Annotated in this window: 16 protein-coding genes and 1 riboswitch; of the genes, 5 read left to right on the top strand and 11 right to left on the bottom strand. The window is 67.3% G+C overall.

What is annotated here, in order from left to right:
• The first annotated feature begins 8 nt into the window (after positions 1–8).
• Complete coding sequence (gene cobA / locus FKV23_RS03225) at positions 9–824, top strand: uroporphyrinogen-III C-methyltransferase (protein WP_141622560.1); 816 nt, start codon at positions 9–11, stop codon at positions 822–824.
• On the opposite strand, the gene FKV23_RS03220 is transcribed toward cobA, so the two are convergent.
• The 5 genes from FKV23_RS03220 to pyk form a co-directional block, all read right to left on the bottom strand.
• On the bottom strand, positions 743–3,880 hold the full coding sequence (locus tag FKV23_RS03220; RefSeq protein ID WP_141622559.1) for an efflux RND transporter permease subunit: 3,138 nt from the start codon (positions 3,878–3,880) through the stop codon (positions 743–745). The two genes, cobA and FKV23_RS03220, sit on opposite strands and share 82 nt — an antisense overlap.
• A gap of 13 nt (positions 3,881–3,893) precedes the next feature.
• Complete coding sequence (locus FKV23_RS03215) at positions 3,894–5,018, bottom strand: efflux RND transporter periplasmic adaptor subunit (protein WP_141622558.1); 1,125 nt, start codon at positions 5,016–5,018, stop codon at positions 3,894–3,896.
• Positions 5,019–5,460: 442 nt separating this feature from the next.
• On the bottom strand, positions 5,461–7,764 hold the full coding sequence (locus FKV23_RS03210) for a hypothetical protein (RefSeq protein ID WP_141622557.1): 2,304 nt from the start codon (positions 7,762–7,764) through the stop codon (positions 5,461–5,463).
• 197 nt (positions 7,765–7,961) lie between these two features.
• Positions 7,962–8,972: a class I fructose-bisphosphate aldolase gene (locus FKV23_RS03205; RefSeq protein ID WP_141622556.1), complete on the bottom strand. Its 1,011-nt coding sequence runs from the start codon at positions 8,970–8,972 to the stop codon at positions 7,962–7,964.
• A 167-nt stretch (positions 8,973–9,139) separates the two neighbouring features.
• Complete coding sequence (gene pyk, locus FKV23_RS03200; protein WP_141622555.1) at positions 9,140–10,606, bottom strand: pyruvate kinase; 1,467 nt, start codon at positions 10,604–10,606, stop codon at positions 9,140–9,142.
• 245 nt (positions 10,607–10,851) lie between these two features.
• On the opposite strand from pyk, the gene FKV23_RS03195 reads away from it, so the two are divergent.
• Positions 10,852–12,168, top strand: coding sequence for a short-chain fatty acid transporter (locus FKV23_RS03195; RefSeq protein ID WP_141622554.1), 1,317 nt, complete (start codon positions 10,852–10,854; stop codon positions 12,166–12,168).
• Between the two features lie 15 nt (positions 12,169–12,183).
• Here FKV23_RS03195 and FKV23_RS03190 read toward each other — a convergent pair whose 3' ends face one another.
• From FKV23_RS03190 to FKV23_RS03165, 6 genes are all read right to left on the bottom strand, one after another.
• On the bottom strand, positions 12,184–13,029 hold the full coding sequence (locus FKV23_RS03190) for an N-acyl homoserine lactonase family protein (protein ID WP_141622553.1): 846 nt from the start codon (positions 13,027–13,029) through the stop codon (positions 12,184–12,186).
• A gap of 78 nt (positions 13,030–13,107) precedes the next feature.
• A complete protein-coding gene (locus FKV23_RS03185; RefSeq protein WP_141622552.1) occupies positions 13,108–13,947 on the bottom strand; it encodes a helix-turn-helix transcriptional regulator in 840 nt (279 codons plus the stop codon).
• 67 nt (positions 13,948–14,014) lie between these two features.
• Positions 14,015–14,923 (bottom strand): WD40/YVTN/BNR-like repeat-containing protein, encoded by a 909-nt coding sequence (locus tag FKV23_RS03180; protein ID WP_141622551.1) that lies wholly within the window; start codon positions 14,921–14,923, stop codon positions 14,015–14,017.
• A gap of 55 nt (positions 14,924–14,978) precedes the next feature.
• Entirely contained in the window at positions 14,979–16,151 is a 1,173-nt protein-coding gene (locus FKV23_RS03175) for a phosphoglycerate kinase (protein ID WP_141622550.1), read from the bottom strand.
• A gap of 97 nt (positions 16,152–16,248) precedes the next feature.
• Positions 16,249–17,733 (bottom strand): DUF3999 domain-containing protein, encoded by a 1,485-nt coding sequence (locus FKV23_RS03170; protein WP_141622549.1) that lies wholly within the window; start codon positions 17,731–17,733, stop codon positions 16,249–16,251.
• A complete protein-coding gene (locus tag FKV23_RS03165; RefSeq protein WP_141622548.1) occupies positions 17,730–20,477 on the bottom strand; it encodes a DUF2339 domain-containing protein in 2,748 nt (915 codons plus the stop codon). Before FKV23_RS03165 ends, FKV23_RS03170 begins: the two co-directional genes overlap by 4 nt.
• Positions 20,478–20,604: 127 nt before the next feature.
• Positions 20,605–20,916, top strand: a riboswitch (cobalamin riboswitch).
• A 405-nt stretch (positions 20,917–21,321) separates the two neighbouring features.
• Between FKV23_RS03165 and FKV23_RS03160 the strand changes: the two genes are divergently transcribed.
• The 3 genes from FKV23_RS03160 to FKV23_RS03150 all read left to right on the top strand — a co-directional run bounded on the left by FKV23_RS03160 (position 21,322) and on the right by FKV23_RS03150 (position 26,654).
• Positions 21,322–23,658, top strand: a complete 2,337-nt coding sequence (locus FKV23_RS03160) for a ribonucleoside-diphosphate reductase subunit alpha (protein ID WP_208543268.1) — start codon at positions 21,322–21,324, stop codon at positions 23,656–23,658.
• A 135-nt stretch (positions 23,659–23,793) separates the two neighbouring features.
• Positions 23,794–24,813, top strand: a complete 1,020-nt coding sequence (locus FKV23_RS03155) for a ribonucleotide-diphosphate reductase subunit beta (protein WP_141622546.1) — start codon at positions 23,794–23,796, stop codon at positions 24,811–24,813.
• A 140-nt stretch (positions 24,814–24,953) separates the two neighbouring features.
• Positions 24,954–26,654 carry a sensor domain-containing diguanylate cyclase gene (locus FKV23_RS03150; protein ID WP_141622545.1) on the top strand — a complete coding sequence of 567 codons (1,701 nt, stop codon included), beginning with the start codon at positions 24,954–24,956 and terminating at the stop codon, positions 26,652–26,654.
• Positions 26,655–26,708: the final 54 nt, after the last annotated feature.

Genomic DNA, 26,708 nt, shown 5'->3' with positions numbered 1-26,708 from the left:
TGCCGCTGATGTCCGCGATGCAAGCCAAACCCGAGGTCACCCTGCTCTCCGCCGGCCCCGGCGACCTCGACCTGCTCACGCTCAAGGCAGTCAAGGCACTGGCGGCGGCCGAAGTGCTGCTGGTCGACGAACTGGTCAATCCGGACATCGTCGAATTCGCTGCCCGAGCGCGGGTGATCCGTGTCGGCAAACGCGCCGGCTGTCGCTCCACCCCGCAGGACTTCATCTGCCGGCTGATGCGCCGCTACGCCCTGCAGGGCCTGCGGGTGGTACGGGTCAAGGGCGGCGACGCGCTGCTGTTCGGCCGCGCCGGCGAGGAGATCGAATTCCTGCAGGCCGCCGGCATCCGCGTCCGGGTCATCAACGGCATCAGCGCCGCCTTCGCCGCCGCCGCCGCGCTGGGGGTGTCGCTGACCCATCGCGACCACTGCCACGGCGTCACCTTCGTCACCGCCCACACCCACGACCACGGCGAGCCCGACTGGGCCGCGCTCGCCCGCAGCGGCACCACGCTCGCCATCTACATGGGCATGCGCCGCATCCAGTCGCTGGCTGCGTGCCTTGCCATGCACATGCATGCCGACACCCCGGTCGCCATCGTCCAGTCCGCCAGCCAGCCCGGCGAGCAGCGTCGACTCACCACCCTGGCCGCACTGACCCAGGCTCCACCGGAATTCGTACCGCAACAGCCCGGTGTGATCCTGGTCGGTACCGTGCTGTCCGATGTCGCGCGGGTGGGAGGTCAGGCCAGCCCACCCACTTCCGGCGTCTGCTTCTCCAGCGCCTCCAGCTCGTTCTTCACCGCATCCGGCGAGCGGGTATAGCGCGCCAGCAACACATAGAACACCGGCACCACGAACAGCGACAGCAGGGTCGAGAACGACACGCCGGCGATCACCACCACACCGATCGTCGAACGGCTGGCCGAGCCGGGGCCGCCGGCGATCACCAGCGGCAGCGCACCGGCCACGGTCGCGATCGAGGTCATCAGGATCGGCCGCAGGCGGACGCCGGCAGCTTCGACGACCGCCTCGTGGATGCTGCGTCCCGCATCGCGCAACTGGTTGGCGAACTCGACGATCAGGATGCCGTTCTTGGCCGCCAGGCCGACCAGCATGACGATGCCGATCTGGCTGAACAGGTTCAACGTGCCGCCAGTGACGATCAGGCCGAGCAACGCGCCCAGCACGCCCAGCGGCACCGTCAGCATGATCACGAACGGGTGGATGAAACTCTCGAACTGCGCCGCCAGCACCAGGTAGACGATCAGCAGGGCCATCGCGAAAGTCAGTATCACCGCGCTGCCGGCCTTCTGGAACTCGCGCGATTCACCCTTCCAGTCGATCTGGGCGTATTCAGGCAGTTCCTCGTCCGCGATCCCGGTGATCCAGTCGATCGCATCGCCAAGGCGATAACCCTCGGCGAGGCCGGCGCTGATGGTGATCGCACGCAGTCGGTTGAAGCGGTTGAGGCTGCCCGGCTCAGCCAGTTCGGTCAGCGTGACCAGGTTCGACAGCGGCACCAGCTCGCCGTTGCGGGCACGGACCTGGATCTTCTCGAGATCGGCCGGGGTGGCGCGTGCCGGTTTGTCGGCCTGCACGATCACGTCGTATTCCTCGCCGTCCTGGACGAAGGTGGTGACGCGACGGCTGCCCATCATCGTTTCCAGCGCGCGGCCGACCGCGCTCACGCTCACACCGAGGTCGGCGGCGCGCTGGCTGTCGATCCGCACCCGCATCTGCGGACGGGTTTCCTTGTAGTCGGAATCCGCGCCGTACAGGTTGGGGTTCTCGTCCATTCGGGCGAGGATGCGATCGCGCCAGTCGGCCAGCTCCTCGTAGTTGGGTCCGCCGAGCACCATCTGCAGCGGCTGGCCGCCACTGCGCACCAGGCCGGTACGCACGCGCGGCATCGCGCGTACGCCGGTCAGCTGGGACAGCTCGCTGCGCAGGTGATCGACCACTTCGTTCGTGCTCAGGTCACGTTCGCGCCAGTCGGACAGGAACACGATCACGTTGCCGGTGTGCATCTCCTCGCTGACGCCCCAGCTGCCTGGCACGCGGGTGTTGGCGCGCTGGATCGGACGCTTCCCATTGCCGTCGCCAGCGATCTGCTCGGCCATGATCTGCTCGACCTGCTGGATCTGGTCGACGGTGTAGTCGAAACCCGCACCCTCCGGTCCGACGATCGAGATGAAGAAGGCGCCGCGGTCCTCGGCCGGCGCCAGTTCGGTCGGGAGCACCCGCATCAACAAGCCTATCGCCACCACCGCAACCACCATCAACCCACCGAACAGCCATGGTTTCTCGACGCTGTGGTCGAGAAAGCGGCGATAGCGCACGCCCAGGCCGTCGAGCCGCGCGGTGATCCAGCGATGCACGCGGTTGGAGTTCTCCTCGCTGTGCGGGCGCACCAGCTTGGAGGCCATCATCGGACTCAACGTCAGCGCGACGAAGGCCGAGATCGCGACCGCGCCGGCCAGCGCCACCGACAGCTCACGGAACAGGCGCCCGGTGTTGCCCTCCATGAAGCCGATCGGCAGGAACACCGCCACCAGCACCGCGGTGGTCGCGATCACCGCGAACGCGACCTGCTTGGTGCCGCGCTTGGCTGCGACCAGCTTCGGCTCGCCCAGGTCGGTGCGGCGCTGGATGTTCTCCAGCACCACGATCGCGTCGTCGACCACCAGGCCGATGCACAGCACCACCGCCAGCAGGGTCAGCAGGTTGATCGAGAAACCGAACGCGTACAGCGGGATGAAAGCGGCGACCAGGCACACCGGCACCGTCACCGCCGGCACCAGCGCGGCACGGAAACTGCCGAGGAACAGCCAGATCACCAGCAGCACCAGGATGATCGCCTCGACCAGGGTGTGGTAGACGCGATCGATCGCCGCTTCGATGAACAGCGTGCTGTCGAAGGCGACGAAGATGTCGGTACCCTGCGGCAGGGTCGGCTGGATGCGCTCGGCCTCGGCGCGGGCGGCGCGCGCCACCTCCAGCGCGTTCGCGGTCGAGGTCTTGTTGATGCCCAGGCCGATGTTCGGCTCGCCATTGCTGCGGTAGTAGGCGCGGCGCTCGGCCGAGGCCAGGTCGACCCGGGCCACGTCGCCCAACCGCACCACGTAGCCGTCGTCGCCCTTGCGCAGCGGAATGCCGACGAAGTCCTCGGGCGCAAGGTAACTGCGCGCCAGGCGCAGGGTGAAATCGCGTGCGCTCGACTCGATCCGTCCGGCCGGCAGCTCGACGTTCTCCGCGCGCAGCGCATCCTCGACATCATTGGCGGTGATGTTGCGGGCTGCCATTGCGTCGCTGTCGAGCCAGACCCGCATCGCATAGCGCTGCTGGCCGCCGACCCGCACCGTGGACACGCCATCGAGACTCGACAGGCGGTCGACCACGTAGCGCTCGGCGTAGTCGCTCAGCTCCAGCGTATCCATCGTGGTGCTGCTCATGTTGAGCCAGATCACCGTGTCCGAATCGCTGTCGGCCTTCTCCACCTCGGGCGGATCGGCTTCGTCGGGCATGCGGTCGGCAACGCCACTGACCTTGTCCCGCACGTCGTTGGCGGCGGCCTCGATGTCGCGGTCCAGGGTGAACTCGATGGTCACGCTGGAGCGGCCGTTGACGCTGCGCGATGAGATCGTCTCCACGCCCTCGATGCCCGACAACGCGTCCTCCAGCACCTGGGTGACGCGGGTCTCGACCACCGCCGCGGATGCTCCCGGATAACGCACGTCCACCGACACCACAGGCGGGTCGATGGCCGGCAACTCGCGCAGGGTCAGGCGTGAGAACGAGATCACGCCGAGCACGATCAGCAACAGGCTCATCACGGTGGCGAACACCGGGCGCTTGATCGAGAGTTCGGAGAAGTTCATTGCTCAGGACCTGTCAACGCTGTTGGGATGGGACACGTTGCCGTGCCCGGTCGCCAGGGGGACCTGCATCCGCATCGGGCAACGCACCTTCACGGACTCGGCTGCCCGGCCTCAGCTTGCCGGTCCCATCGACGACGATGCGGTTGCCGGCCTCCAGGCCAGAGGCGATCTCGACCTGGCCTTCGCGCCGCGAGCCGACGCTGACATCGACGCGCTCGACGGTGCCCTCATCGGTGACCCGGAACACATACGAACTGTTGCCGACCTGCACCACCGAAATTTCCGGCGCCACCACCGCCAGCCGCTCCGGACGGCTCAAGGTCACCTGCAGCAGCATGCCCGGGCGCAATGCGCGGTCGGCATTGTCGAAGTCTCCGCGCACGGTCACCGCGCGGGTCGCCGGATCGATACGCGCGTCGATGGTGCTGACCACCCCCTCGAAACCGCGCTCGGGCCAGGCATTCGTGCGCCCGTCCAGTCGCTGACCAACCGCCAGGTGGGCCAGATGCGATTCCGGCACCGGAAAATCGACGTAGACGCGACGGGTGTCGTCCAGGGTTGCGATCGGCGTGCCCGGGGTGACCAGCGCACCGGGACTGACCTGGCGGATGCCGAGCACACCGGAGAACGGTGCCCGGATCACGCGGTCGCCGAGCTGGGCGCGGATCTGCTGCACGCGCGCGCGCGCGGCGTCACGGGTCGCGCGCTGGGCATCGTATTGCGAGGCCGCGATCAATTGTTGCCGGGCCAGCTCGTCCTGGCGCTTGTACAGGCGGTCGGCCTCATCGGCAGCTGCCAGCGCCTCGGTCAATGCGGCCTGCTGGACGTCGCCGCTGAGGGTGACCAGCGGCGCCCCGGCCGCGACCTCCTGGCCACTTTCGAAATGCACCCGCTGCACGGTCTCGCTGACCTTGGCCGTGACCGTGACCGACTCGTGCGCCTTGACCGTGCCCAACGCCTGCACCGTATCGCTCCAGGACTGCATCTGCAGCTCGACGGTGGTGACCGGGATCGCCGGCATCGCATCGGCACCCCCTTGTTCGCCACGGCTGCAGGCGGCCAGGCCGGCGACCAGCAGCAGCGCGCCGGTCAGGCAGGCCAGGCGGCGGACGGCAGGAGCGTTGCGGTGAGGAAACATGCGGGTCTCGATGATGGTGGAGAGGAATACGGCCCGAAAGCCGGCTGATCGACAAGTCTGACACCGGCAGCCAACGCACGCGTGGGCTATTAGTTGACACCTTTGGTCGGATGCCGCCGGATTTGGCAAAGGCGCTGCCTGGGGCCGGAGAACCGTGTCCCTCGCCCGCGGCCCGGAAGCAGTGTGGCACCCTCCGCCTGCCGCGGAGATGACGTTCATGAACAGCATGCGCGTACCTCTGGAGGTCTTCGCGCAGGCGTGCCGCCCGCGGTGCAAACCGTACAGGCATGGCTGGCCGGCCGCGACCCGGCCGATGGAGATGCAATTCTGCTGCTTCGACCCGGCGATGGCGCGACAGTACCGTCAGGCGCCGGTCACGCGGGGATGAGCGGCCTCCCGGCACCATGCGGTGCCGGGAACGGCCGGGACCGACGGGCCGCGCTTACCAGCCCTGCATGGTTGCGCCTTCGCTGCGCGGCAGGCGGACTTGCCGTCGCAATACCCGGGAATCGCGCAGGGTGTACTCCACCTCGACCGGCTCGCCCCAGAAGCGCAATGCGTGTTCCCGCGCGTCCGCCGGCAGCGGCGCCAGGGGCAGCCCGTCCGCATCGCGCGCCACCAGGGTGCCGCCCTCGCTGTCGATGCGACCGCGGCAAGCCTGTCGCACCTGCAGCCAGCCATCGCCCGCCGCTTCGAAGCAGCGGCTGTCGGCAACATCCTCGCGCAGCACCTGCACCTGCACCGGACACTGCACGTTCAACGGCCACTGCTCCGGCCAGTCGCGATCGACATCCTCGTACCATTGTTCGTCGAAGCGCAGCCTCCACCCGCCCCCGGCACTGTTGAGGACCTCATCCCACAGTTGGCCCGGCGGTACCGGCTCGACCCCGACACCCGCATGGGCCTCAACCGACTCCACGGCGCAGAACCGCAACGCCTGCGCCGCCGCAGTGCCCTTCGCCTGCAACGGCGGATACGGATAACCGATGCTGGCGACTTCGAAACTCGCCAGCGCCGCCTGCCCGACATAGTCGAAATCCGACAGGATGCCGGGATCCGCGGCATGTCTTGTTCCGACCAGGGTCCCGCCTTCGGTCATTCCATCGATATTGCGGAAATCCCACTGTTGCGGAACCCGGGTACTCCGGTAGCGGTACAGGCGCACCGCCGCCACCGGCTCGGCCGCGGCCAGCTCGACCACCCACTGGAACCGACGCCGCTCCCAGCTCAGACGCGGCACGTCCTCCAGCAATGGCGCGGTCTCTTCGTCGGGCCGGGCCCCGAACAGGCGTGCATGGGGAATCTGCCGCCCGGACGCATCCAGCGGCACGGCATGGAACTCGAACCCGGAGTCCGGATCATCGGCCGGTGGCGGCTGTTTCAGAGTCAGTCGTCTTCCGGCCCAGACGATCCGCGGCGCCTCCCCATGCCGCGGTTGCTGCCCGGCCGCCACCGTTTCAGCGCCGTCCCAGGCATAGGTTTCGACCTCCAGCGACAGGCGCACCCGGTCCAATGCCTGCAATGCCTCCGCCTTCAGGTCCAACGGCAAGCGCAAGGGAAACTTCTGCGCGCTCTCATCGACTTCGTCACCGCCGTTGAGTAACCAGCTGCGCCCCAGAGCGATCGGCAACGATTCCACCCCCTGCAGCGGCTGGCCCGACCTGTCGAGCAGCTCGGAGCCGGTCAACCGGCCCATCACCAACGGCCGCATCGCAGGGGCATCGGTCCGCGCCTGCGGCGGAGCCAGTTGCGCACCCAGGGCCAGCGTCGGCCGCGAGTGACGGTAGTCGGCCGGCTTGAGCATCATCACCAGACCGCGTTGCATCCCGGCCAGATCCGCTCCGTCCAGCATCCATGGGAGCAACCGGCCCTCGACCTGCGGATCGAGTTCGTAACCTTCGCCTTCGTCGGGCTCGCCGGCGAACGGCGGCTCTGCCAGAAGCGACTCGTACCCACGCTCGTGCTCGTGCGCGAGTTCGATCGGATGTTCCAGCCAGCTCCCCAGCCCGGGCAGGTGACGCAGGTTGACCATGTACAGACGCGTCCTCACCTCGGGCTCATCGTCGATGGACGGCACCAGCAATCGCAGCCAGGCTTCAAGCGGCAAGCCGTCATGCCGGCGTACCACCTGCCGCCCTTCAACCTGCAACTGCCCGCTCTCGCCACGGACGTCCAGAAACGCCTCGCCGGCAGAGAGCTGGAGCACCTGCAGCTCCCATCGCATGGGGTCGGCTCCGGACAGGTTGTCGACGAAGCGCAGGCGCTGCCCGCGGCGCAGCCGCTTCGGCAGGACGAACGGCCTCATTCCGGTTGCCTGCTGCAAGTCGAACTGTTGCGCCATTCGCGGATTGCGCGTCGTGATCCGCTCCCACGCCACCTTGTCGACCGCTGACAGGTCCAGCACCCGCCCCTTGGCATCCAGGCTCAGTTCGAAGCCGGCACCCAGCACGCGCGCCATCTCCGCATCGTCGGGATCGTCCATGTCCAGCTCCAGGGTGGACTTGCTGTATCCGCCACCCAGCATCTTCATCCACAGCAGGCGTACGCGCTGGGTGATCCGGCCTGCTCCGTCGGTCCGCTGGCTCACGGCGTTGAGTGTTTTCTGGCGCAGGCTGGCACTGCTGCCATGGTTTGAAACCTGCAGCTGCAGGTCGACCAGATAGACATCCTCGTCGCCGGCATTCCCGCCGGCCCGGGCGCCCCCGGCAGCGACGGACATCGCCACCGTCAATACAAGCGCCAGCATCCTCGCGAGCCCATTCCCGCACCGATCTTCCATCAACAGCTCCCTGGTTTCGTTATCGCGCCGAATGAAGCGCTTTGTGGTTGTCCTGCGCGCGCCCTCGAGGAGGACGCGCAAAAGCATGTTTCCGCCACCGCGCTCCAGAAAGCAGAACGCCGACACGAGGCCGGCGCTCCGGGGACTGCGTGGGCAGGTTGGGCTTACGCGGCCTTCTGCCACTCGCCCAGTGCGGCCAGGCCGTTGTCGCGGGCGCGCTCGTAGACGGTCTGCTGCGCGGCGGCGACGTTGTTGACGATGTCCTGCGACCACAGCTTCAGCGCGGCCTGCTGCATCGCGCGGCCGTAGGAGAACGACAGCGGCCACGGGTTCGGGCCCATGCGATTGATCATGTCCAGGTGTGCGGTGGCGGCTTCGTCGGACTGACCGCCGGACAGGAACACAATGCCCGTCAGGGTCGCCGGCACGGTCGACTTGAGGCACTGCAGGGTCGCTGCGGCCACTTCCTCGACGCTGGCGTCTTCACCGCTGGTGGTACCCGGCAGCACCATCGAGGCCTTCAGGATGGTGCCCTCCAGCATCACGTTATGGTCGTACAGCGAGGCGAACAGCGAGCGCAGCACGGCCTCGGTGACCTGGAAGCACTCGTCGATGTCGTGGCTGCCGTCCATGATCACTTCCGGCTCGACCATCGGCACCAGGCCCTGCTCCTGGCACAGCGCGGCATAGCGGGCCAGCGCGTGGGCGTTGGCGTCGATGCAGGTGCCGGTCGGGATGTCGTCGCCGATGTTGATCACCGCGCGCCACTTGGCGAAGCGGGCACCGAGCCTGTAGTACTCCTCCAGCCGGGTGCGCAGGCCATCCAGGCCTTCGGTGACCAGCTCGCCGGGGCAGCCGGCCAGGGCGTGGGCGCCCTTGTCGACCTTGATGCCCGGAATCATGCCGGCATCGGTCATGACCTTGGCGAACGGCACGCCATCCTTCGTCGACTGGCGCAGGGTTTCGTCGTACAGGATCGCGCCGGAGATGTAGTCGCTCAGCTTCGGCGTGGTGAGCAGCAGCTCGCGATAGGCGCGGCGGTTTTCCTCGGTGTTCTCGACGCCGACGCCGGCGAAGCGCTTGGCGATCGTGCCGGTGGACTCGTCGATGGCGATGATGCCCTTGCCCGGGGCGACCATGGCCTGGGCGGTTTCGGCAAGCTGTTCGATGCTCATGGGTGTCCTGCAGGAGGCGGGTGGGAAGTCGCGCATTATAGCCTTGACCGGGTGACTTCGCCGCATCCGCATCGCCTGCAATCAAAGACTTGCAAACCAGACGGGGCGAATTTCAATACCAGTCGCTTATGCCGGCGGGAGGCGCCGGCTGGCAACTGACAAGCTGGCTACAGTTCCCCCAGCCCCTCGGCCTCGCCGTCCGGGCCGACCTGCAGCAGGCGCAGGGTGTTGGTGGCGCCGCGATGTTCCATGCGCTCGCCGCTGGTGAAGGCCACCCGCTCGCCGGGTTCCAGCAGGCCAGCCTGGACCAGGCGCGCGATCGAGCCGCGGCCGGCCTCGCCCGGGGTCTGGCCACGGCTGTCGTAGTCGATCGGGAACACGTCGCGCATCATCGCCATGCGCCGGCGCGCGCCGGCGTGGCGCGAGAATGCGTAGATCGGCGCTCCTGAGCGGAACCGCGACAGGAAACGCGCGGTGCCGCCGGACTCGGTCATCGCCACGATCGCGCGCAGGCCGATGTGCTCGGTCAGGAACATCGCGGCCATCGCGATCGCCTGGTCGACACGTTGCAGGTTGCGCGGCGCGGCTTCGAAATCGGTGTCGTGAGCGAACTGACGCTCGGCGCCAAGGCAGATGCGCACCATCGCCTCGACCGCCTTGACCGGGTAGCGGCCGGCGGCGGATTCGGCCGACAGCATTACCGCGTCGGTGCCGTCGATGACCGCATTGGCAACGTCGAGCACCTCGGCACGGGTCGGGATCGGGCTTTCCACCATCGACTGCAGCATCTGGGTGGCGGTGATCACGACCTTGTTGCGCGCCAGCGACTCCTTGATGATCTTCTTCTGCAGGCCGGGCAACTCGGCATCGCCGATCTCCACGCCGAGGTCGCCACGCGCGACCATCACCACGTCGCTGGCGTCGACGATCTCGGTGAGGTTGGCGATCGCCTCGGCGCGTTCGACCTTGGCCACCATCGCCGCATCGCAACCGGCTTCGCGGGCGACGCGGCGCGCTTCGTCCATGTCGGCGGCATTGCGGCAGAACGACACCGCGATGAAATCGACGTTGGCCTCGGCGGCGACCTTGATCAGTTCGCGATCGCGCTCGGTCAGCGCGCCCAGCGACAGCCCGCCGCCGAGCTTGTTCAGGCCCTTGCGATCGGACAGCACGCCGTCATTGAGCACGATGCAATGTATGCGCGCGCCTTCCACGCGCTCGACGCGCAGTTGCATCAGGCCGTCGTCGAGCAGCAGGGTGTCGCCCGGGGCGACATCGCCGGGCAGGTCGAGGTAGCTGACCCCGACCTCGCGCGCATTGCCCATGGGCGCGTCTTCGCTCGCGACCAGGTCGAAGGCATCACCGGTCTTCAATTCGACCCTGCCTTCGGCGAAACGCTCGATGCGGATCTTCGGTCCCGGCAGGTCGGCGAGGATGCCGACTTCGGTACCGACCCGCTTCGCCGCCGCACGCACGGCCTCGGCCCGCGCCAGCTGGGAGGACGGATCGCCGTGGGAGAAGTTCAGGCGCACCACGTCGACACCGGCCTTGAGCAGTTGGTCGAGCATGCCCGGCGGGTCGGTGGCCGGGCCAAGGGTTGCAAGGATCTTGGTGCGACGTTGTTGCGTGGTCATTGTGTTGCGGGCCTCCCGATGAGCCCCGCGACGCTAGCACAGCTGATCGTCGATTCGGGTTGAATGACGCTTGGAAAAACACCCTCGATGCAGGCTCGCGATGCACTGGTATGGAATGTCCGCGGCCAAAAAAGACCAGCGTGGCCGGGCGGCGGATATTTCACCGCGCCCGCGATTTCGGCTAGCGTGCATCGACAGTGTCCACCCGGCCGGCGCCGGCCGGCACGCCATCCACCGGGGTAGCCATGCTCAACCGTCTCTCACGCCCTGCCGTCCGCCTGGTCGAACGCTGGCTGCCGGATGCCTACCTGCTGGTGTTGCTGCTGACCCTGGTCGCGGCGACGGCGGCGATGCTGGTCGAACGGCAGACGCCACTGGCGGTGCTGCGGATGTGGGGCGGCGGCTTCTGGGAGTTGCTGGCGTTCTCGATGCAGATGCTGCTGGTGCTGGTGACCGGCTTCATGCTCGCCAGCACGCCGCCGGTGAAGCATGGCCTGCAATGGCTGGCGAAGCTGGCGCGCGGTCCGGGCATGGCCATCGTGCTGGTCAGCCTGGTATCGCTGACGGCGAGCTGGATCAACTGGGGCTTCGGCCTGGTGGTCGGCGCGCTGTTCGCGCGCGAACTGGCGGCGCAGGTGCGGGTCGATTACCGGTTGCTGGTGGCCAGTGCATATTCCGGCTTCGTGGTCTGGCATGGCGGCCTGGCCGGCTCGATCCCGCTGACCATCGCGACCGAAGGCCACTTCATGGCCGGGGCGATGGGCGTGGTGCCGACCTCGCAAACGATCTTCGCGTTCTACAACCTCGCCATCGTCGCGCTGCTGTTCGTGCTGGTGCCGCTGGTCAACCGCTGGATGCTGCCGGCGCCGGAGGAATCGGTGTTCCACCGGCCCGGGTCCGGACACAGCGACGGGAAACCTGTGCCGCCGCCGCAGGGACCGCGCCAGCCTGCCGATCGCCTCGAGGACAGCCGCCTGCTGGCCTGGCTGGTCGGACTGGCCGGGATCGGCTTCCTTGTCGACCATTTCATCGGCGGCGGCGGTCTGAACCTCAACATCGTCAACTTCGGCTTCCTGATGCTGGCGATCGTCCTGCACGGCACCCCGCGCCGGCTGCTGGCCAGTCTGCAACTGGCGATCAAGGGCGGCGCCGGCATCGTCATCCAGTTCCCGTTCTATGCCGGGATCATGGCAATCATGGTCAAGTCGGGGCTGGCGGCAACGCTGTCGCAGTCTTTCGTTTCGGTAGCCGATGCAGACACCCTGCCGTTCTGGAGCTTCATCGCCGGTGGCGTGCTGAACGTGTTCGTGCCCTCCGGCGGTGGTCAGTGGGCGGTACAGGCACCGATCATGGTGCCAGCCGCCGAAGCGCTGGGCGCCGACGTGGCGAAGGTCGCGATGGGCGTGGCCTGGGGCGATGCCTGGACCAATCTGATCCAGCCGTTCTGGGCGCTGCCGATGCTCGCACTGGCCGGATTGAAGGCACGCGACATCATGGGCTTCTGCCTGATCCAGCTGGTTGTCACCGGCGTGGTGATCGGCGGTTGCCTGCTGTTGCTGTGATGCGGCTGCCGGCAATCAATCCAGATAGGCCGGGAATTTCGGCAAGGATTCGAAATCCTTCCGGTCGTGCTGAATGACGAAACGCGCACCGGTATTCTCCACGATCGCCTCGACACGATTCATCGAGGCAAGCGTATCGGCGCGGTCGACATTGATCCGGGGCACGCGCTGCCCGTGCCGGTTGGCATGGGTGTGGTACAGGTCGCCGGAGAGGATGACCGTGCCGGCCTCGGCCAGCGAGATTTCGAGCGATTGATGGCCTGGCGTATGGCCCGGTGTTTTCAGGATGCGCACGGTGCCGTCGCCGAACACATCGTGGTCTCCGTCGATCTGCTGGCGTTTTGCGGACATCAGGGCCGAGAACGAGTCCTGATCGACACCGAACGGTGCCGGATCCTGCATCGCCCAGGCCACCGACGCGTTGCTGGTGATCCAGGTCGAGTCGCTGAACAGATTCGCATTGCCGGTGTGGTCGAAATGCAGGTGCGAGAAGGCCACGTAGGTGATGTCGGCCGGACGCAACCCGATCCGATCGAGCTGCTCTACCAGCCGCACATCGACATGCATCGTCAGGCTGTCCCCGAAGTTCACGCCGTCCTCGTGCTCCGCCATCGCGTCGCCCAGGCCGGTATCCCACATCAACGTGCCCTTGGGATGACGCACCAGGAAACAGGTATCGACCAGCGACTCGGGCTTGCCGTCGTATTCGCCGGTATCCGAGAACATGGTCATGTCCCTGAACTCCAGGCGGCCGCAATCGAGCGCGTACAGCCGCACGCCATCGACTTCGTCCGCCGCCGATGCCGGCATCGCGGCCAACGCCGCTGTGAGGGAAACAAACAAGGGAATGCTGCGCGTCATCACGGGCTCCACGATCGGTAGGGCCCCAATCTAGTCCTGCCAGCCGGCGCGAAACGCTCGAAATCGTGCGCGAACCGATCAGGCCGCTGACACGCGCGATGGTTCGATCCCGTAGCGCTCGCCGAAGCGCTTCACGAAGCTCGACACCGACGCATACCCGACCCGGTGCGCGACCGTCTTCACCGGCAGCGACGTGCCCTGCAGCAGCATCAGCGCATGCGCCAGCCGGGCGTCGGCAACGACATTGCGCAATGACGTCCCTTCCGCCGCGAGGCGTCGGCGCAGCGTGGCTCCGCTCATGTCCAGCGCCGATTCCAGCAGATCCGAGCGCCAGTCGCGGGCCGGGTCGCCTGCAACCAGTCCGCGGATGCGCTGTGCGAGCGTCGGCGCTGGCGGTTTCAATACCCCGACATGCCCGCGCGAACACAGCCCCAGCACGGCGCCCACCAGCGCATAGCGCGCCTGGGTATCGTTTCCGGTCGCGATCGCATCGCACCACGCCTCCAGATCCGCGGCGAAGTCGCCCAACGGCTCGACTGCCACGCCATCGGCGATCGCATGACGGGTGTCCGGCAGCAGCAGCCGCGCCGCATCCAGAAGCTCCTGTCCCAGGGTGATGCAGACGGAAAGATAGGGGCGTCCCCGGGTTTCGTCCGGAACATTCTCGACATCCAGCATGCGCGCACCCGGGACCAGCAGCAGCTGGCCCGGCTCGACGCTTCGCCATTCGCCGCCACGATCGCGCACCCGTTTGATGCCTTCCAGCAGCACCGTGATGATGGCGCTGTCGATCTGCACGGCGCTCAATGCATGGGCGGCACGTGCGCGGACCCGCAGATACGGGGTGTCGCCTTCATGTTGCGCCAATGCAGACAGGCGGGACAGGAGCGCGCCTGGCTCCCGGGTCGATGCGCTCATCCCTGCCTGCTCCTTACCAAAGCCGCGACGCAGGACGGATCAACGACCAGGACACGCTCGGCGCTCATCAATCGATACGCGCCCAACTGTCACCGTCGAAGGCCATGATGTCCTTGCTGCCGATCGACCACAGCACGCCATCGGAGGCGCTGAGGCGATAGCAGCTATCCGGCAAATCTTCACCGAAATCGACCGCCAGGAGCTTGTCCTGGTCGAGTGTGAACAGTCCGTACATGGTCGATAGATACAGCTTGTCCTGATACCAGGCGAGATCCCAGATATCGTCGATCATGCTTGCATGATCGATGACCTCCCAACTGTCGCCACGCCCGCCAAGCAGCAGTCCCTTGCGACCCGAAGCATAGACCGTGCCGTCATCCGCACAGAGCACCCGGGTCAGCACGATGTTGGTGGGACTCGGTTTCTGCTGCCAGGCACTGCCGTCGTAGTGCCATATCTCGCCATCCCAACCCACAGCATAAATATCCGTTTCGGAGAATCCATCCACTGCCTCGAAACCGACCACTGCATGGCTGTCTGTCGCCGGGCGGGCACCCTCGTCGATGGAACGCCATTGATGGGCATCGTCCCGGCGCCAAACCTGGCGGTTCATCCCGACGGCATACACATGTTCGCCGATGGTGCGTACCCCGCGCAGCGGGCCACGCGCTCTGATGGCGTCCGGACTTGTGCCGATCTGCTCTTCATGGAGATCGCCGCTACCGGCCAGCTTGACCTGGCCGTAAAGGCCCACGGCACACATCTGTTGCATGGGCTTTCTGGCAATGGCCATGCCCGCGATCGGCCATGACGTTTTCCCAAGGTCGCGCCAGGTGCCCGCATCCCACTCCGAGAAGTAGGCATGTGAAATCTTTTCACGATCCAGTTCATCGCCGCTCATCGCGACATAGGTCAAGTCATGAAAACGCACGGCCCCTGTGGCGAAGGAGAAAGTGTGGGTCCAATGTCCGGGCATTTCAGCATTCCTTCCTGTAGAAGTTATCGTCCATCACCGCTTCCGGCGCCGGATATCAGCCCCGCGCCTTCAGCGCCGCCACTGCCGGCAACTCCTTGCCTTCGAGGAATTCGAGGAACGCGCCGCCGCCGGTGGAGATGTAGCTGACGTCATCGGCGATGCCGTACTTGTCGACCGCGGCCAGGGTGTCGCCACCGCCGGCGATCGAGAATGCGTTGCCCGCGGCGATCGCACGCGCCAGGGCCTCGGTGCCCTTGCCGAAGGCGTCGAACTCGAACACGCCGACCGGGCCGTTCCAGACCACGGTGCCGGCCTTGCCGATCAGTTCGGCATAGGCCTTGGCGGTGTCCGGGCCGATGTCGAGGATCATCTCGTCGGCACCGACCGCATCGACCGGCTTGACCGTGGCCGGCGCATCGGCGGCGAAGGCCGGAGCGACGACCACGTCGGCCGGCAACGGAATGTCGGCGCCGCGCGCCCTGGCATCGGCCATGATCTGCTTTGCCGTATCGACCAGGTCCATTTCGACCAACGACTTGCCGACGCCGTAGCCCATCGCGGCGATGAAGGTGTTGGCGATGCCGCCGCCGACGATCAGCTGGTCGACCTTGCCCACCAGCGACGACAGCAGCTCCAGCTTGGTGCTGACCTTGGAGCCGGCGACGATCGCCAGCAGTGGCCGCGCCGGGTTGTCGAGCGCCTTCGCAAGTGCATCGAGCTCGGCCATCAGCAGCGGGCCGCCGGCGGCAACCGTGGCGTGGCGGATCGCGCCGTGGGTCGAGGCCTGGGCACGGTGCGCGGTGCCGAACGCGTCCATCACGAACACGTCGCACAGCGCGGCGTATTGCTTCGACAGCGCCTCGTCATCGGCCTTCTCGCCGACGTTCATGCGGCAGTTTTCCAGCAGCACCAGCTGACCCGGCGCAACCTCGACACCGTCGACCCAATCGCGCACCAGCGGCACCTCGATGCCGAGCAGTTCGGACAACCGCTTCGCGACCGGCGCAAGCGAATCGGCCTCGCTCCACTGCCCTTCCTTCGGCCGGCCCAGGTGCGAGGTGACCATCACTGCCGCGCCCTTTTCCAATGCCAGCTTCATCGTCGGCAGCGCGGCGAGGATGCGCTGCTCGGAAGTGATCCGGCCATCGCTGATCGGCACGTTGAGGTCTTCGCGAATCAGCACGCGCTGGCCGGCGAGGTCGAGGTCGGTCATGCGGAGGATGGGCATGGACAGCTCCTGGATTAAGGACGCGCAGAATGGAGGCACGCGCAACGCGCGAGCCCGCTATTGTCGCGGCCCGGCCTCCGGATTGAAACCGCAGGGCTCAGGAACTGTTATCGGATGGGCCGGACCCGGCCTCGTCCCCGTGGCCCTCCCGGCTGGCGACCGTGTCGGTTTCCGGAGGCGCAGCCGCGGTCCCTTCCGGAGACTGCGATGGCCCGCGTCCCGGGCGCAGCAGGCTCAATGCGAACCCGGCCACCACCAGGGCACCGAGCACCAGCAGGCTCCAGAGCAGCCAGGACGTCCAATCCCGTACCGGCGCCAGCGCGGCGTCGCCCGCCAGCACCCTCGATGTTCCCAGCCAGGCCGCCGCGGGCTGCCAGTCGTCTCCCTGTTGCGCGCGCAGCGTCTCGACCAGCCGCGGCAACGGTGAGTCCGCGCGACGGGCACGCGTGCTGCCGGCCGCGAGCACGTACGGCGGAGCACCCTGCGCCAGGAACACGACCACCTCCGGGGCGTACCCGAACCGCAGCGCCGGTTCGCCATTGACCGGCCCGTTCGCGCTCAGGCGCCAGTAGCGGTCGCGAAGCACCATGGGCAGTTCGCGTGCGGCGGAGCGACCTCCGTTCCCGGCACCGACCTGGTAGGTCATCCACGGGCCGGTGCGTAGCTGCCAGTCCGCATCGGTCGAGTCGCGGCTTTCCAGCCGCCATTCGACGGCATGGTTGCCAGACAGGGCGACGTCCACCTGCCGGATCGGAAAGCGTCCGTCGAGGGTGTATTCGTGGACCCGCCCGTCCGCCGATGCCGCGCGTGCGGGTGCGCGTTCGACCCATTGCAGGGCGGCCTTGGCCGGGGGCGGAGCGAATATCGCCTTGAGGGCGGTGATCTCGACCACCTGGTCGGGGCGGTCGGGTGTCAGCCGCAGATAGCGCGCACGCTGGTGGTGCGGCAGCAGGCCGAAAAGCTCGATGCGGCGATGCAGGAGGCGCCGCCCTTCGCGCTGGAGATCGATCAGCCGCCCGCGCGCCGCCAGCGACTGCCAGTGATCCAGATCGTCACTGGCCTCGACCCGGTAGCCGAGATCGAGCGCATCGGTTGCGTTCCATTCGAACTCGAGCGCGACCACGGCTTCACGTACCCGGCTCAGGTCGACCAGCAACGCGGTGCCCGCGGCCGGATCCGGCGCGGTGCCGCCACGCACCTCGACCCGGCGCAGGCGACCGTCTTCATCGGCCTCACTGACCAGCTCCCAACGCCGTGCCGCGCCGGGAGCCGGTGCAGGCAGCGTGAACCATGACAGGGCCAGTCGCCGCGGTGACTGCGCCAGCGGCTGCTCCGGTTCGAAGACCGCAGCGGGGACGGACAGGCCTTCGCCATCGAACACCTCCAGGTCGCGCATCCGCGGGTCCTGGATCCGGCGATAGACCGACTCGTCCAGCGTTGCCCGGTAGGCACCGCCATCGTCCCGGGACAGCGTCAGCGGCCATTCCCAGCCGTAGCCTTCCGGTCCTGTCGCCATCGCGATCGATGGCAGCAGCAGCGCGGCCAGGCATGCACGGACCAACAACGACGCAATCGTGTTCATGCGACCTCCCCGGTGTTGTCCGGCCTGGACCCGGGTGACCGTGGCGGTGCGGGTGCGAAGTAACCCACCGCGGTACACAACAGGCCGTAGGCGATGAACGATACGATGCCGAGCAGGTTGCCGAGGTGCTGGCGGTCGATCAGCACCAGCTTCGCCAGCACCACGGCCATCAACACAGCACCCGCCAGCCACAGCGTGCGCTGGCCGCGGCGCGAACCGAATATCCAGCCAAGCACGCCAAGCATGCTCCAGACCACGGTCAACGCCGTCTGCACCAGGCTGCTGGAGAACATCCCCGCACCCCATTCGACGCTTCCCCAGTGATGGGTCGCGCGCAGGGTGATGGCACTGACCAGCACGAACCCGGTCGCCGCCACCGCCGGCATGCGCCAGGTATGCAGGGTGGAGCCGACCGGCGTCGCCCGCATTCCCGCGGCCACCACAACCAGCACGGCAACCTGGAACAGGTCCAGCGGGTTGAGCAGCGGCAGCCACGGCAACGGAGCGCTATTACCCGGGAGCTTCAATCCGGCCAGGAACACGATCGCGAGGAGCAGCAGGAACCCGCACTGCAACGGCGCGCGCCATTGACCGAAGCGCTGCGTCAGCGGCCATGCCACCCAGGCCGGTCGCCACTGCAGGGCGGCCGCGACCGCCAGCCATGGCAGCGCCGCGAGCGCGATGCGCCATCCATCGCCCAGTTGGAGCCGTAGGGCGAGTTCGTGCAGGCCGAGCCCGAGCGCCAGCGGCCACGCGGCCAGCCACGCCGCATGCGCCCATCCCGGCGCCGGTCCTGCCTGCTTGCGCATGCCATGCAGCGCATACCCCCCCAGCACCGCATACAGTGCCCAGGCGAGCGCGCCCAGGCCGGCGAACGGATGCGCATGCGCGGCGTCCTGCGCCAGCGCCAGCGGCAATGCCGCCGCCAGCCCGGCCACCACGGTCCAGGCCAGGGCCGGTGCCGCGATGCGACGCTGGAACAGCGCCGCCAGAGCGGTACTGGCCGCAACACACATCAGGACGACATCGGCACGTTGTTCCGCGGCGATGAAACGGTCGATCTCGTTCAGGCCGTTCCCACACCACCAGGCCAATCCCCACAGGTAGTACGGCATCGACTGCGGGCGCTGGCCGGCGTGCCAGTAACTCCAGGCGCTGGCAAAGCCGGCCAGCGCGATCAACAAGGCACCGGTGAAACCGGCGTTGGCCACGGCCATCGTCGGGGCGGCCCCCGGGTAACCGATCATGAAGCTCGCCGCAGCCGCCAGCTGCAGCAATACGCCCGCGACCTGCGGCAGCCGTCGCTGCTGCCGCAGTCCCAGCCATGCCAGCGCCGCACCCTCAAGCGCGAACACGCTGGCCGTGGCCTGTGCCGAAAGCGCCAGCGGCACCGCCAGCGTCGCGAAGCCGACCGCCAGCACCGCGTAGGGGGCCACCAGCGCGGCGAAGTGCTCGCGACGCCGCAACGCCCACGCCAGCGCGGCATAGATCGCGGCCAGGCCGAGCGCGCAGAACGCCAACGCCATCCGCTGCCCTTCGAGCAGGCCGGCCTGCAGCGAAAACGCCACCAGCGGCATGCCGAAGACCAGGCAACCATCGACCAGGTCGCGATGCCCGGCCGGGCGACGGCGTGCGTACAGGATCGGAATCAGCAGGTAGAACGCGAAGAACAGCAGCAGGAACGGTTCGGTCGAGGCGAAGTCCTCGCTGCGGTAGCGCAGCACGCCCCACAGCGTGCCGATGCCGAAGGTGAACACGAAACCGAGCAGGTTCAGCGCGCGCCACGGTCGCCACCAGGCGATCGCGAAGATCGCCGCGTTGAGCACGGCGTAATAGCCGAACAGCGCGACATGGTTGCCGCCGCCCGTGGAAAGCCACAGCGGTGCAAGGAACCCGGCGAGGATGCCCAGTATCGCCAGCGCGACCGAATTCTGGGCCACGGCCAGCACGCCCGCACCGGCCACCAGCACGATGCTCAGCGCGAACGCGGCGCCCGGTGGCAGCAATGGATACAGCTTGAACGCGGCAAACACGACCAGCAGCAACACGCCGATCGCCCCACCCTGCAGGCTCAGGCCGAAGCTGCGCCGACGTTCGCGCTGGCGCCAGCCGAACACCAGCGCGGCCAGCCCCGCCGCGGCGACGCCGGCCAGGCGCAACTGGATCGGAAAGCTCATCCAGCCCTGATCGCTGGCGTACTTGAGCAATGCCGCGACGCCGGCGAACAACACCAGCATGCCGACCTTGACCGGCACGTTGCCCTCGGTGAACCAGCGCTTCACCGCACGCACGAGCACATCGAGTGGATCGGGACCCGGGCGGACGGGCGCAGGCCCGGCGACAGGTGGCGGGGACGACGCGGCCGCGGGCGCACGCGGCAGCGGCGGCGGCATCGGAGCAGGGGGTGGCGTGGCCGGCGCGGGACGCGCAGGCTGCTCTGGAGCGGCCTGTTCTGGAGCGGCCTGCTCTGAAGCCGCCTGTTCTGGAGCAGCCTGTTCTGGAGCAGGCGACCGCGGAGCCGGGGCTGGCGCGACTGACGGCGGAGCATCGGGCCTCATGGCCGCAGCCTTCGCAAGCGTCGCCCCGGTATCGGACACGGTGCTCCGCGCGGTCCGGAGCGATGCGACCTGGTTCTCGAGGACGGCGACCCTTGACCGCAATCCGGCGATCAGGACCAGCGCCACGACCAGCAACACCGGCACCAGCAGTACCGCCAGCACCAGCAGCACGATCAATCCTTCCATTGCATCCGCCCATCCCGTTCAGCTGCTAGCGAGGCTACACCACCGGCGGGGCGGCGGCATCGGTTTTGTCAAGGTTCTACTCGCTCCACTTTCCACCACATATCGTGTTGACGGATCGGCATTACCCCACTATGTTGAGTCCGTCGGTGCTGCACCGGTCCTCGTGGCCGGCGCAGCTTAAAAGGGAAGTCCGGTGCGGTACCCGCCTTCGAAAGGCGGACCAAAGCCGGCGCTGCCCCGCAGCGGTAGTGGAAACGAAACCCGTCATGGCACTGGGGCACGGCCCTGGGAAGCGGTGGGGAGTAGGCAAAGGTTAAGGAGAGAGTGAAGAGAAGTGAGTGAAGAGTAAAAGGCGGTTCGCCACTCTTTTCTCACTCCTCTTCACTCTTTTCTCGCCCATGTCCAGAGCCCGAAGACCTGCCGACAGCCGCGCGCAGCACACCGCGCGGTGACCGGCCAGGGAGTCTCCGGGGGGAGGCGGTCGGTGTCGCGGCGAAGGTCCGGGGTTCCGGTCCGAATGCCGGTGCCGGGCTCTCCACCGGCACCCTGCCCGTCTCGGGCCGTGCGACACCCCGCTTCCATCCTGCAGATTCCGCGCCCGCGGGGGCGTGGCTGAATCGGCGACCGTCATCGCCGATGCCGTCATGTCCCCGTGCGTCGCCCTCGAGGGAAGGGTGGCGACCCGTGCGCCCTGCACTGGAGCCCCACAATGAACACCGACGCCCCCGAAACAGCGACGACCACCTCCGCGACCGCTGTCGCCGAACCGCCTGCCACCCCACGCTCGGTTGATGGCCCGACCGGCAACGGCTTCGCCCTGACCCCGCCGGCCGCCAACCTGACCATGACGGTGACCAAGCGCAATGGCCGACGCGAACCGGTCGACGTCAACAAGATCGTGCGCGCGGTGACCCGCTGCGCCGAGGACCTGTATTCGGTCGATCCGATGCGGGTGGCCACGCGCACCATCTCCGGCCTCTACGACGGCGCGACCACCCGCGAGCTCGACGAACTGTCGATCCGCACCGCCGCCCTGCTCACCGCCGAGGAACCCGAGTACGGTCGCCTTGCCGCGCGCCTGCTGGCCGGGGTGATCGAGAAAGAAGTCGCCGCGATCGACATCAACGCGTTCTCGCAGTCGGTGCAGCGCGGTCACGAACTGGGCGTGATCAACGACCGCCTGCTTGGCTTCGTGCAGGACAACGCGCGCAAGCTCAACGACGCGATCGACAACTCGCTCAACAACCGCTTCGATTATTTTGGCCTGCGCACGCTCTACGACCGCTACCTGCTGCGTCATCCGACCGCGCGTTCGGTGATCGAGACGCCGCAGCAGTTCTTCCTGCGCGTCGCATGCGCGCTGAGCGAGGACGTCGGCGACGCGCTGGCGCTGTACCGGCGCATGGCCCAGCTCGACTACATCCCGAGTTCGCCGACGCTGTTCAACTCCGGCACCACCCACGAGCAGCTGTCGAGCTGCTTCCTGCTCGACTCGCCCGAGGACTCGCTTGAGAGCATCTACAAGCGCTACATGGACGTGGCCAAGCTGAGCAAGTTCAGCGGCGGCATCGGCCTGAGCTACACCCGCATCCGTTCGCACGGTTCGCTGATCCGTTCGACGAATGGATTGAGCAACGGCATCGTGCCGTGGCTGAAGACGCTCGACGCCTCGGTTGCCGCGGTCAACCAGGGCGGCAAGCGCAAGGGCGCGGCCTGCGTCTACCTCGAACCCTGGCATGCCGACGTCGAGGAGTTCCTGGAACTGCGCGACAACACCGGCGACGAGGCGCGGCGCACCCACAACCTCAACCTCGCCAACTGGATTCCGGACGAGTTCATGCGCCGGGTCGAGGCCGACGGCGAATGGTCGCTGTTCGATCCACACAAGGTGCCGCAGCTGACCGACCTGTGGGGCGATGCTTTCGACACCGCCTACCGCGCCGCCGAAGCGGCCGGACTGGCACAGAAAAAGGTGAAGGCGCGCGAGCTGTACTCACGGATGATGCGCAGCCTGGCGCAGACCGGCAACGGCTGGATGAACTTCAAGGACAAGTCCAACCGCGCCTGCAACCAGACCCTGCGCGAGGGCAACGTGGTGCACCTGTCGAACCTGTGTACCGAGATCCTCGAGGTCACCTCGCAGGACGAAACCGCGGTCTGCAACCTCGGTTCGGTCAACCTGTCGCACCACGTCGAGCTTTTCGAGGAAGGTCCGGTACACGGCAAGGCCGGTCGCTTCGACTTCGAGAAGCTGGCCGAAACCGTGCGCCTGGCCGTGCGCCAGCTCGACCGCGTCATCGACCTCAACTTCTACCCGATCGAGACCGCGCGCCGCGCCAACCTCAGGTGGCGCCCGGTCGGGCTCGGGGTGATGGGCCTGCAGGACGTGTTCTTCAAACTGCGGCTGCCGTTCGATTCCGAGCCGGCACGGGCATTGTCGAAGCAGATCGCCGAGCACATCTATTTCCACGCGCTGTCGGCGTCGAACGAGCTGGCGGTCGAACGCGGCAGACATCCCGGCTTCGACGACACTCGCGCATCAACCGGCGAGCTGCAGTTCGAGGCCTGGGGCGTGGCGCCGTCGGACGCTCTCGGCTGGGACGCCCTGCGCACGCGCATCCGCGAGCACGGCCTGCGCAACTCGCTGCTGATCGCGATTGCGCCGACCGCGACGATCGCCTCGATCGCCGGTTGCTACGAGTGCATCGAGCCGCAGGTGTCGAACCTGTTCAAGCGCGAGACGCTGTCGGGCGACTTCATCGTCGTCAACCGCTACCTGGTCGAGGAGTTGAAGACCCTCGGGATGTGGACACCGGAGCTGCGCGACGCAATCAAGATGTCGGAAGGCTCGATCCAGGGCGTCGACGCGATCCCGGAGTCGCTGCGCGCGGTCTACCGCACCGCCTGGGAACTGCCGATGCGCTCGCTGATCGACATGGCCGCCGAGCGCGGCGCCTTCATCGACCAAAGCCAGTCGCTGAACCTGTTCATCGAGAGCCCGAACATCGGCCAGCTGTCGTCGATGTACATGTACGCGTGGAAGAAGGGGTTGAAGACGACCTATTACCTGCGCTCGCGACCGGCAACGAAGATCGCCAAGTCGACGGTGAGCAACATCGCGCCGGCCGCGGCGGTGGCGTGTTCGCTCGAGAACCCTGAGAGCTGCGAAGCCTGCCAGTAGCCGCCAATCAGAAGCCCCTCTCCCGCCTGCGGGAGAGGGGTTGGGGTGAGGGCCGCCTCGCGCCCTGCCCTCATCCGCCCTACGGGCACCTTCTCCCGCAAGCGGGAGAAGGGACTCCTCCAGAGGAATTCCTGCATGTCCGACAACACCTCCCCCCACCTGCTCGACCCCGGCTTCGACCTCACCCTGCGGCCGATGCGCTACCCGCGGTTCTACGAGATGTACCGCGACGCGATCCGCAACACCTGGACCGTCGAGGAGGTCGACTTCTCACTCGACGTCAACGACCTGCGGCACAAGTTCGGCCCGGCCGAGCGGCACCTGATCGAGCGGCTGGTCGCGTTCTTCGCCACCGGCGATTCGATCGTCGCCAACAACCTGGTGCTGAACCTGTACCAGCACATCAACGCGCCCGAGGCGCGCATGTACCTGTCGCGGCAGCTATACGAGGAAGCGCTGCACGTGCAGTTCTACCTGACCCTGCTCGACACCTACCTGCCCGACCCGGCCGCGCGCGCAAAAGCATTCGACGCGGTCGAGAACATCCCGTCGATCCGGGCCAAGGCCGATTTCTGCTTCAAGTGGATGGACTCGATCCAGGGCCTGCAACGCATCGAAACCATCGAACAGCGCCGGCAGTTCCTGCTCAACCTGATCTGTTTCGCCTGCTGCATCGAGGGGCTGTTCTTCTTCGCCGCCTTCGCCTACGTCTACTACCTGCGCTCGCGCGGGCTGCTGCACGGACTGGCCTCGGGCACCAACTGGGTGTTCCGCGACGAGAGTTGCCACATGGCGTTCGCGTTCGAAGTGATCGACACCGTGCGCAAGGAAGAACCCGCGCTGTTCGACGACGAGCTGAAACAGCAGGTCGTCGCGATGCTGGAAGAAGCCGTCGACTGCGAGATGCAGTTCGCGCAGGACGTGCTGTCCGGCGGAGTGGTCGGGCTGTCGCTGAAGGACATGCGCCAGTACCTCGAATACTGCGCCGACCAGCGCCTGGGCCAGCTCGGCCTGCCAAAGCGCTTCGGTTCGACCAACCCGTTCGGCTTCATGGATCTTCAAGACGTGCAGGAGGTGACCAACTTCTTCGAGCGCAGGGTGTCGGCCTATCAGGTCGGTGTCAGCGGAGAGGTCGCGTTCGACGCCGCGTTCTGATCTCCGCAGCGGCCGGTGGCAGGGATGCCCCGGTCGCGCCGCTGAGCCGGCGACCGCCTGCAGCCGTGATATGCGTCATTGTCGGGCGACGGCCGGCGCGGTAGCGTAGGCCCAACGTCCCACTGAGTTCGCCCGCCTCCTTGGCCCGCCCGGAACGTCCATGGACCCTGCGTCGGCGCTTCGCCCGGCTGCTGCTGTTTGCCGCCGCGGTCCCGGCCGTGCTGTTCAGCGCGGTGCTGATCTGGCAGCAATACCAGGCCGAACGCGACTCCCTCGGCGATCGACTCGGGCTGTCGGCCGGCCTGACGTCATCCAGCATCGACGACTATGTCCATAGCCGCCTGGCCAGCCTCATCGTGCTGGCGCAGACCCGCGATGTCGCGTCGGATGCCTGGCCGGACGACCTCGCCCGCCTGCTCGACGCCTCGCCTGGACTGCTCAGTGCCCTGGTAACCGATCACGAAGGGCGGGTGCTGGCGCACGCAATGACCGGGCCGGACACCGGTGCCAGCCCCTCCAACGTCAGCGACCGCGAGTACTTCGCCGCCCCTGCCCGCACCCTGCAACCATACGTTTCCAACGCCTTCCGCGGACGCGCGCTGGGCACCGACCCGCTGGTGGCGATATCCGCGCCGATCGTCCGCGATGGCCGTTTCATGGGTGTGATCGAAGCGTCGATCCATGTCGAGACGTTCGCCAGTCGGCGCAGCCAGGCCTTCCATGCCCGCGGCTACGAAATGCTGCTGCTGGATCGCCGCAACCAGGTCATTCACACCACGCCGGGGCTGTCCTATGAGTTCCTCCAGGTCGTCAGCGATCCGCGCCTGACGCTGTCAGAGCCGGCGCCCTTGAATACCGCACGCAGCCGTTTCAAACACGACATCATGAATGGCGGCGGCGCCTTCGTCGCACGTGCGCGTATGGAGAGCGGCTGGGTCCTCGTGCTGCTGGCTCCCGATCGGCCATTGCTGGAAACCATCGGCCGCAGCACGCTGGCCCTGATCGCCCTGCTGATCGTGACCAGCCTTGGTGTAATCGCCGCCGTCTGGATCCAGCTCAGGGACCTGGCCGCCGGTACCGGACGCCTGCTCGACACATTGCGCAACTTCGCCGTAGGCACGCCGCTCGATGCCGACAGTGCACGCGGCATGCCCATGGAACTGCGACCGATCGCCGGCGCGATCGGAGAATTGTCCGACCGTCTCAACCACGCCTACGGCGAGCTCAACGATGCCTTGCAGGCACAGCGAGAGCTGGCCACATCACTGCAGCGGGTGGTCGAGGAGCGCGATCAGGAAATCGCCGCGCGTACCGCTGATCTGCGCAACGCCGTCGATGAGCTCGAGCGCATCGCCAGCATCGACGCCCTTACCGGCGCGCTCAACGTACGCGGCTTCCGGCGCGAGATCGGTGAACTGGTCGAGGACCCCGCGCATGCGGAAACCGAGATCGGCGCACTGATCATCGACATCGACCACTTCAAGACCTACAACGACCGCTATGGCCATCCGGCCGGCGACACCGTGCTCAAGCGTGTCGCCGGCATCATGCATGGCCTGCTGCGCGTCCCCGGCGATACGCTGGCACGCGTCGGCGGCGAGGAGTTCGTGGTCCTGCTGCGCGACACCAGCGCCACGATCACCCGCGAGGTGGCGGAACGCTTCCGCGATGCGGTTCGCGACGCCTGCATCCCGCACGAAGACGGCTTGGGCGGCCGGGTGACCATCAGCATCGGCATCGCCAGCCAGCCATCACCCGAATTCATGGATCGCCTGCTATCCCGGGCAGACGAGGCGCTCTACCGGGCAAAACGCGGCGGGCGCGACCGGGTCAGCGAGTAGGCCCGTCAAGGCCTGCCAACCGGGCCGCGCCCGTCAGGTTTCAGGTGCGGGGCG

The organism is Lysobacter alkalisoli (assembly GCF_006547045.1).
Classification (GTDB): domain Bacteria; phylum Pseudomonadota; class Gammaproteobacteria; order Xanthomonadales; family Xanthomonadaceae; genus Marilutibacter; species Marilutibacter alkalisoli.
This window is presented reverse-complemented; position numbering and strand designations above follow the sequence as displayed.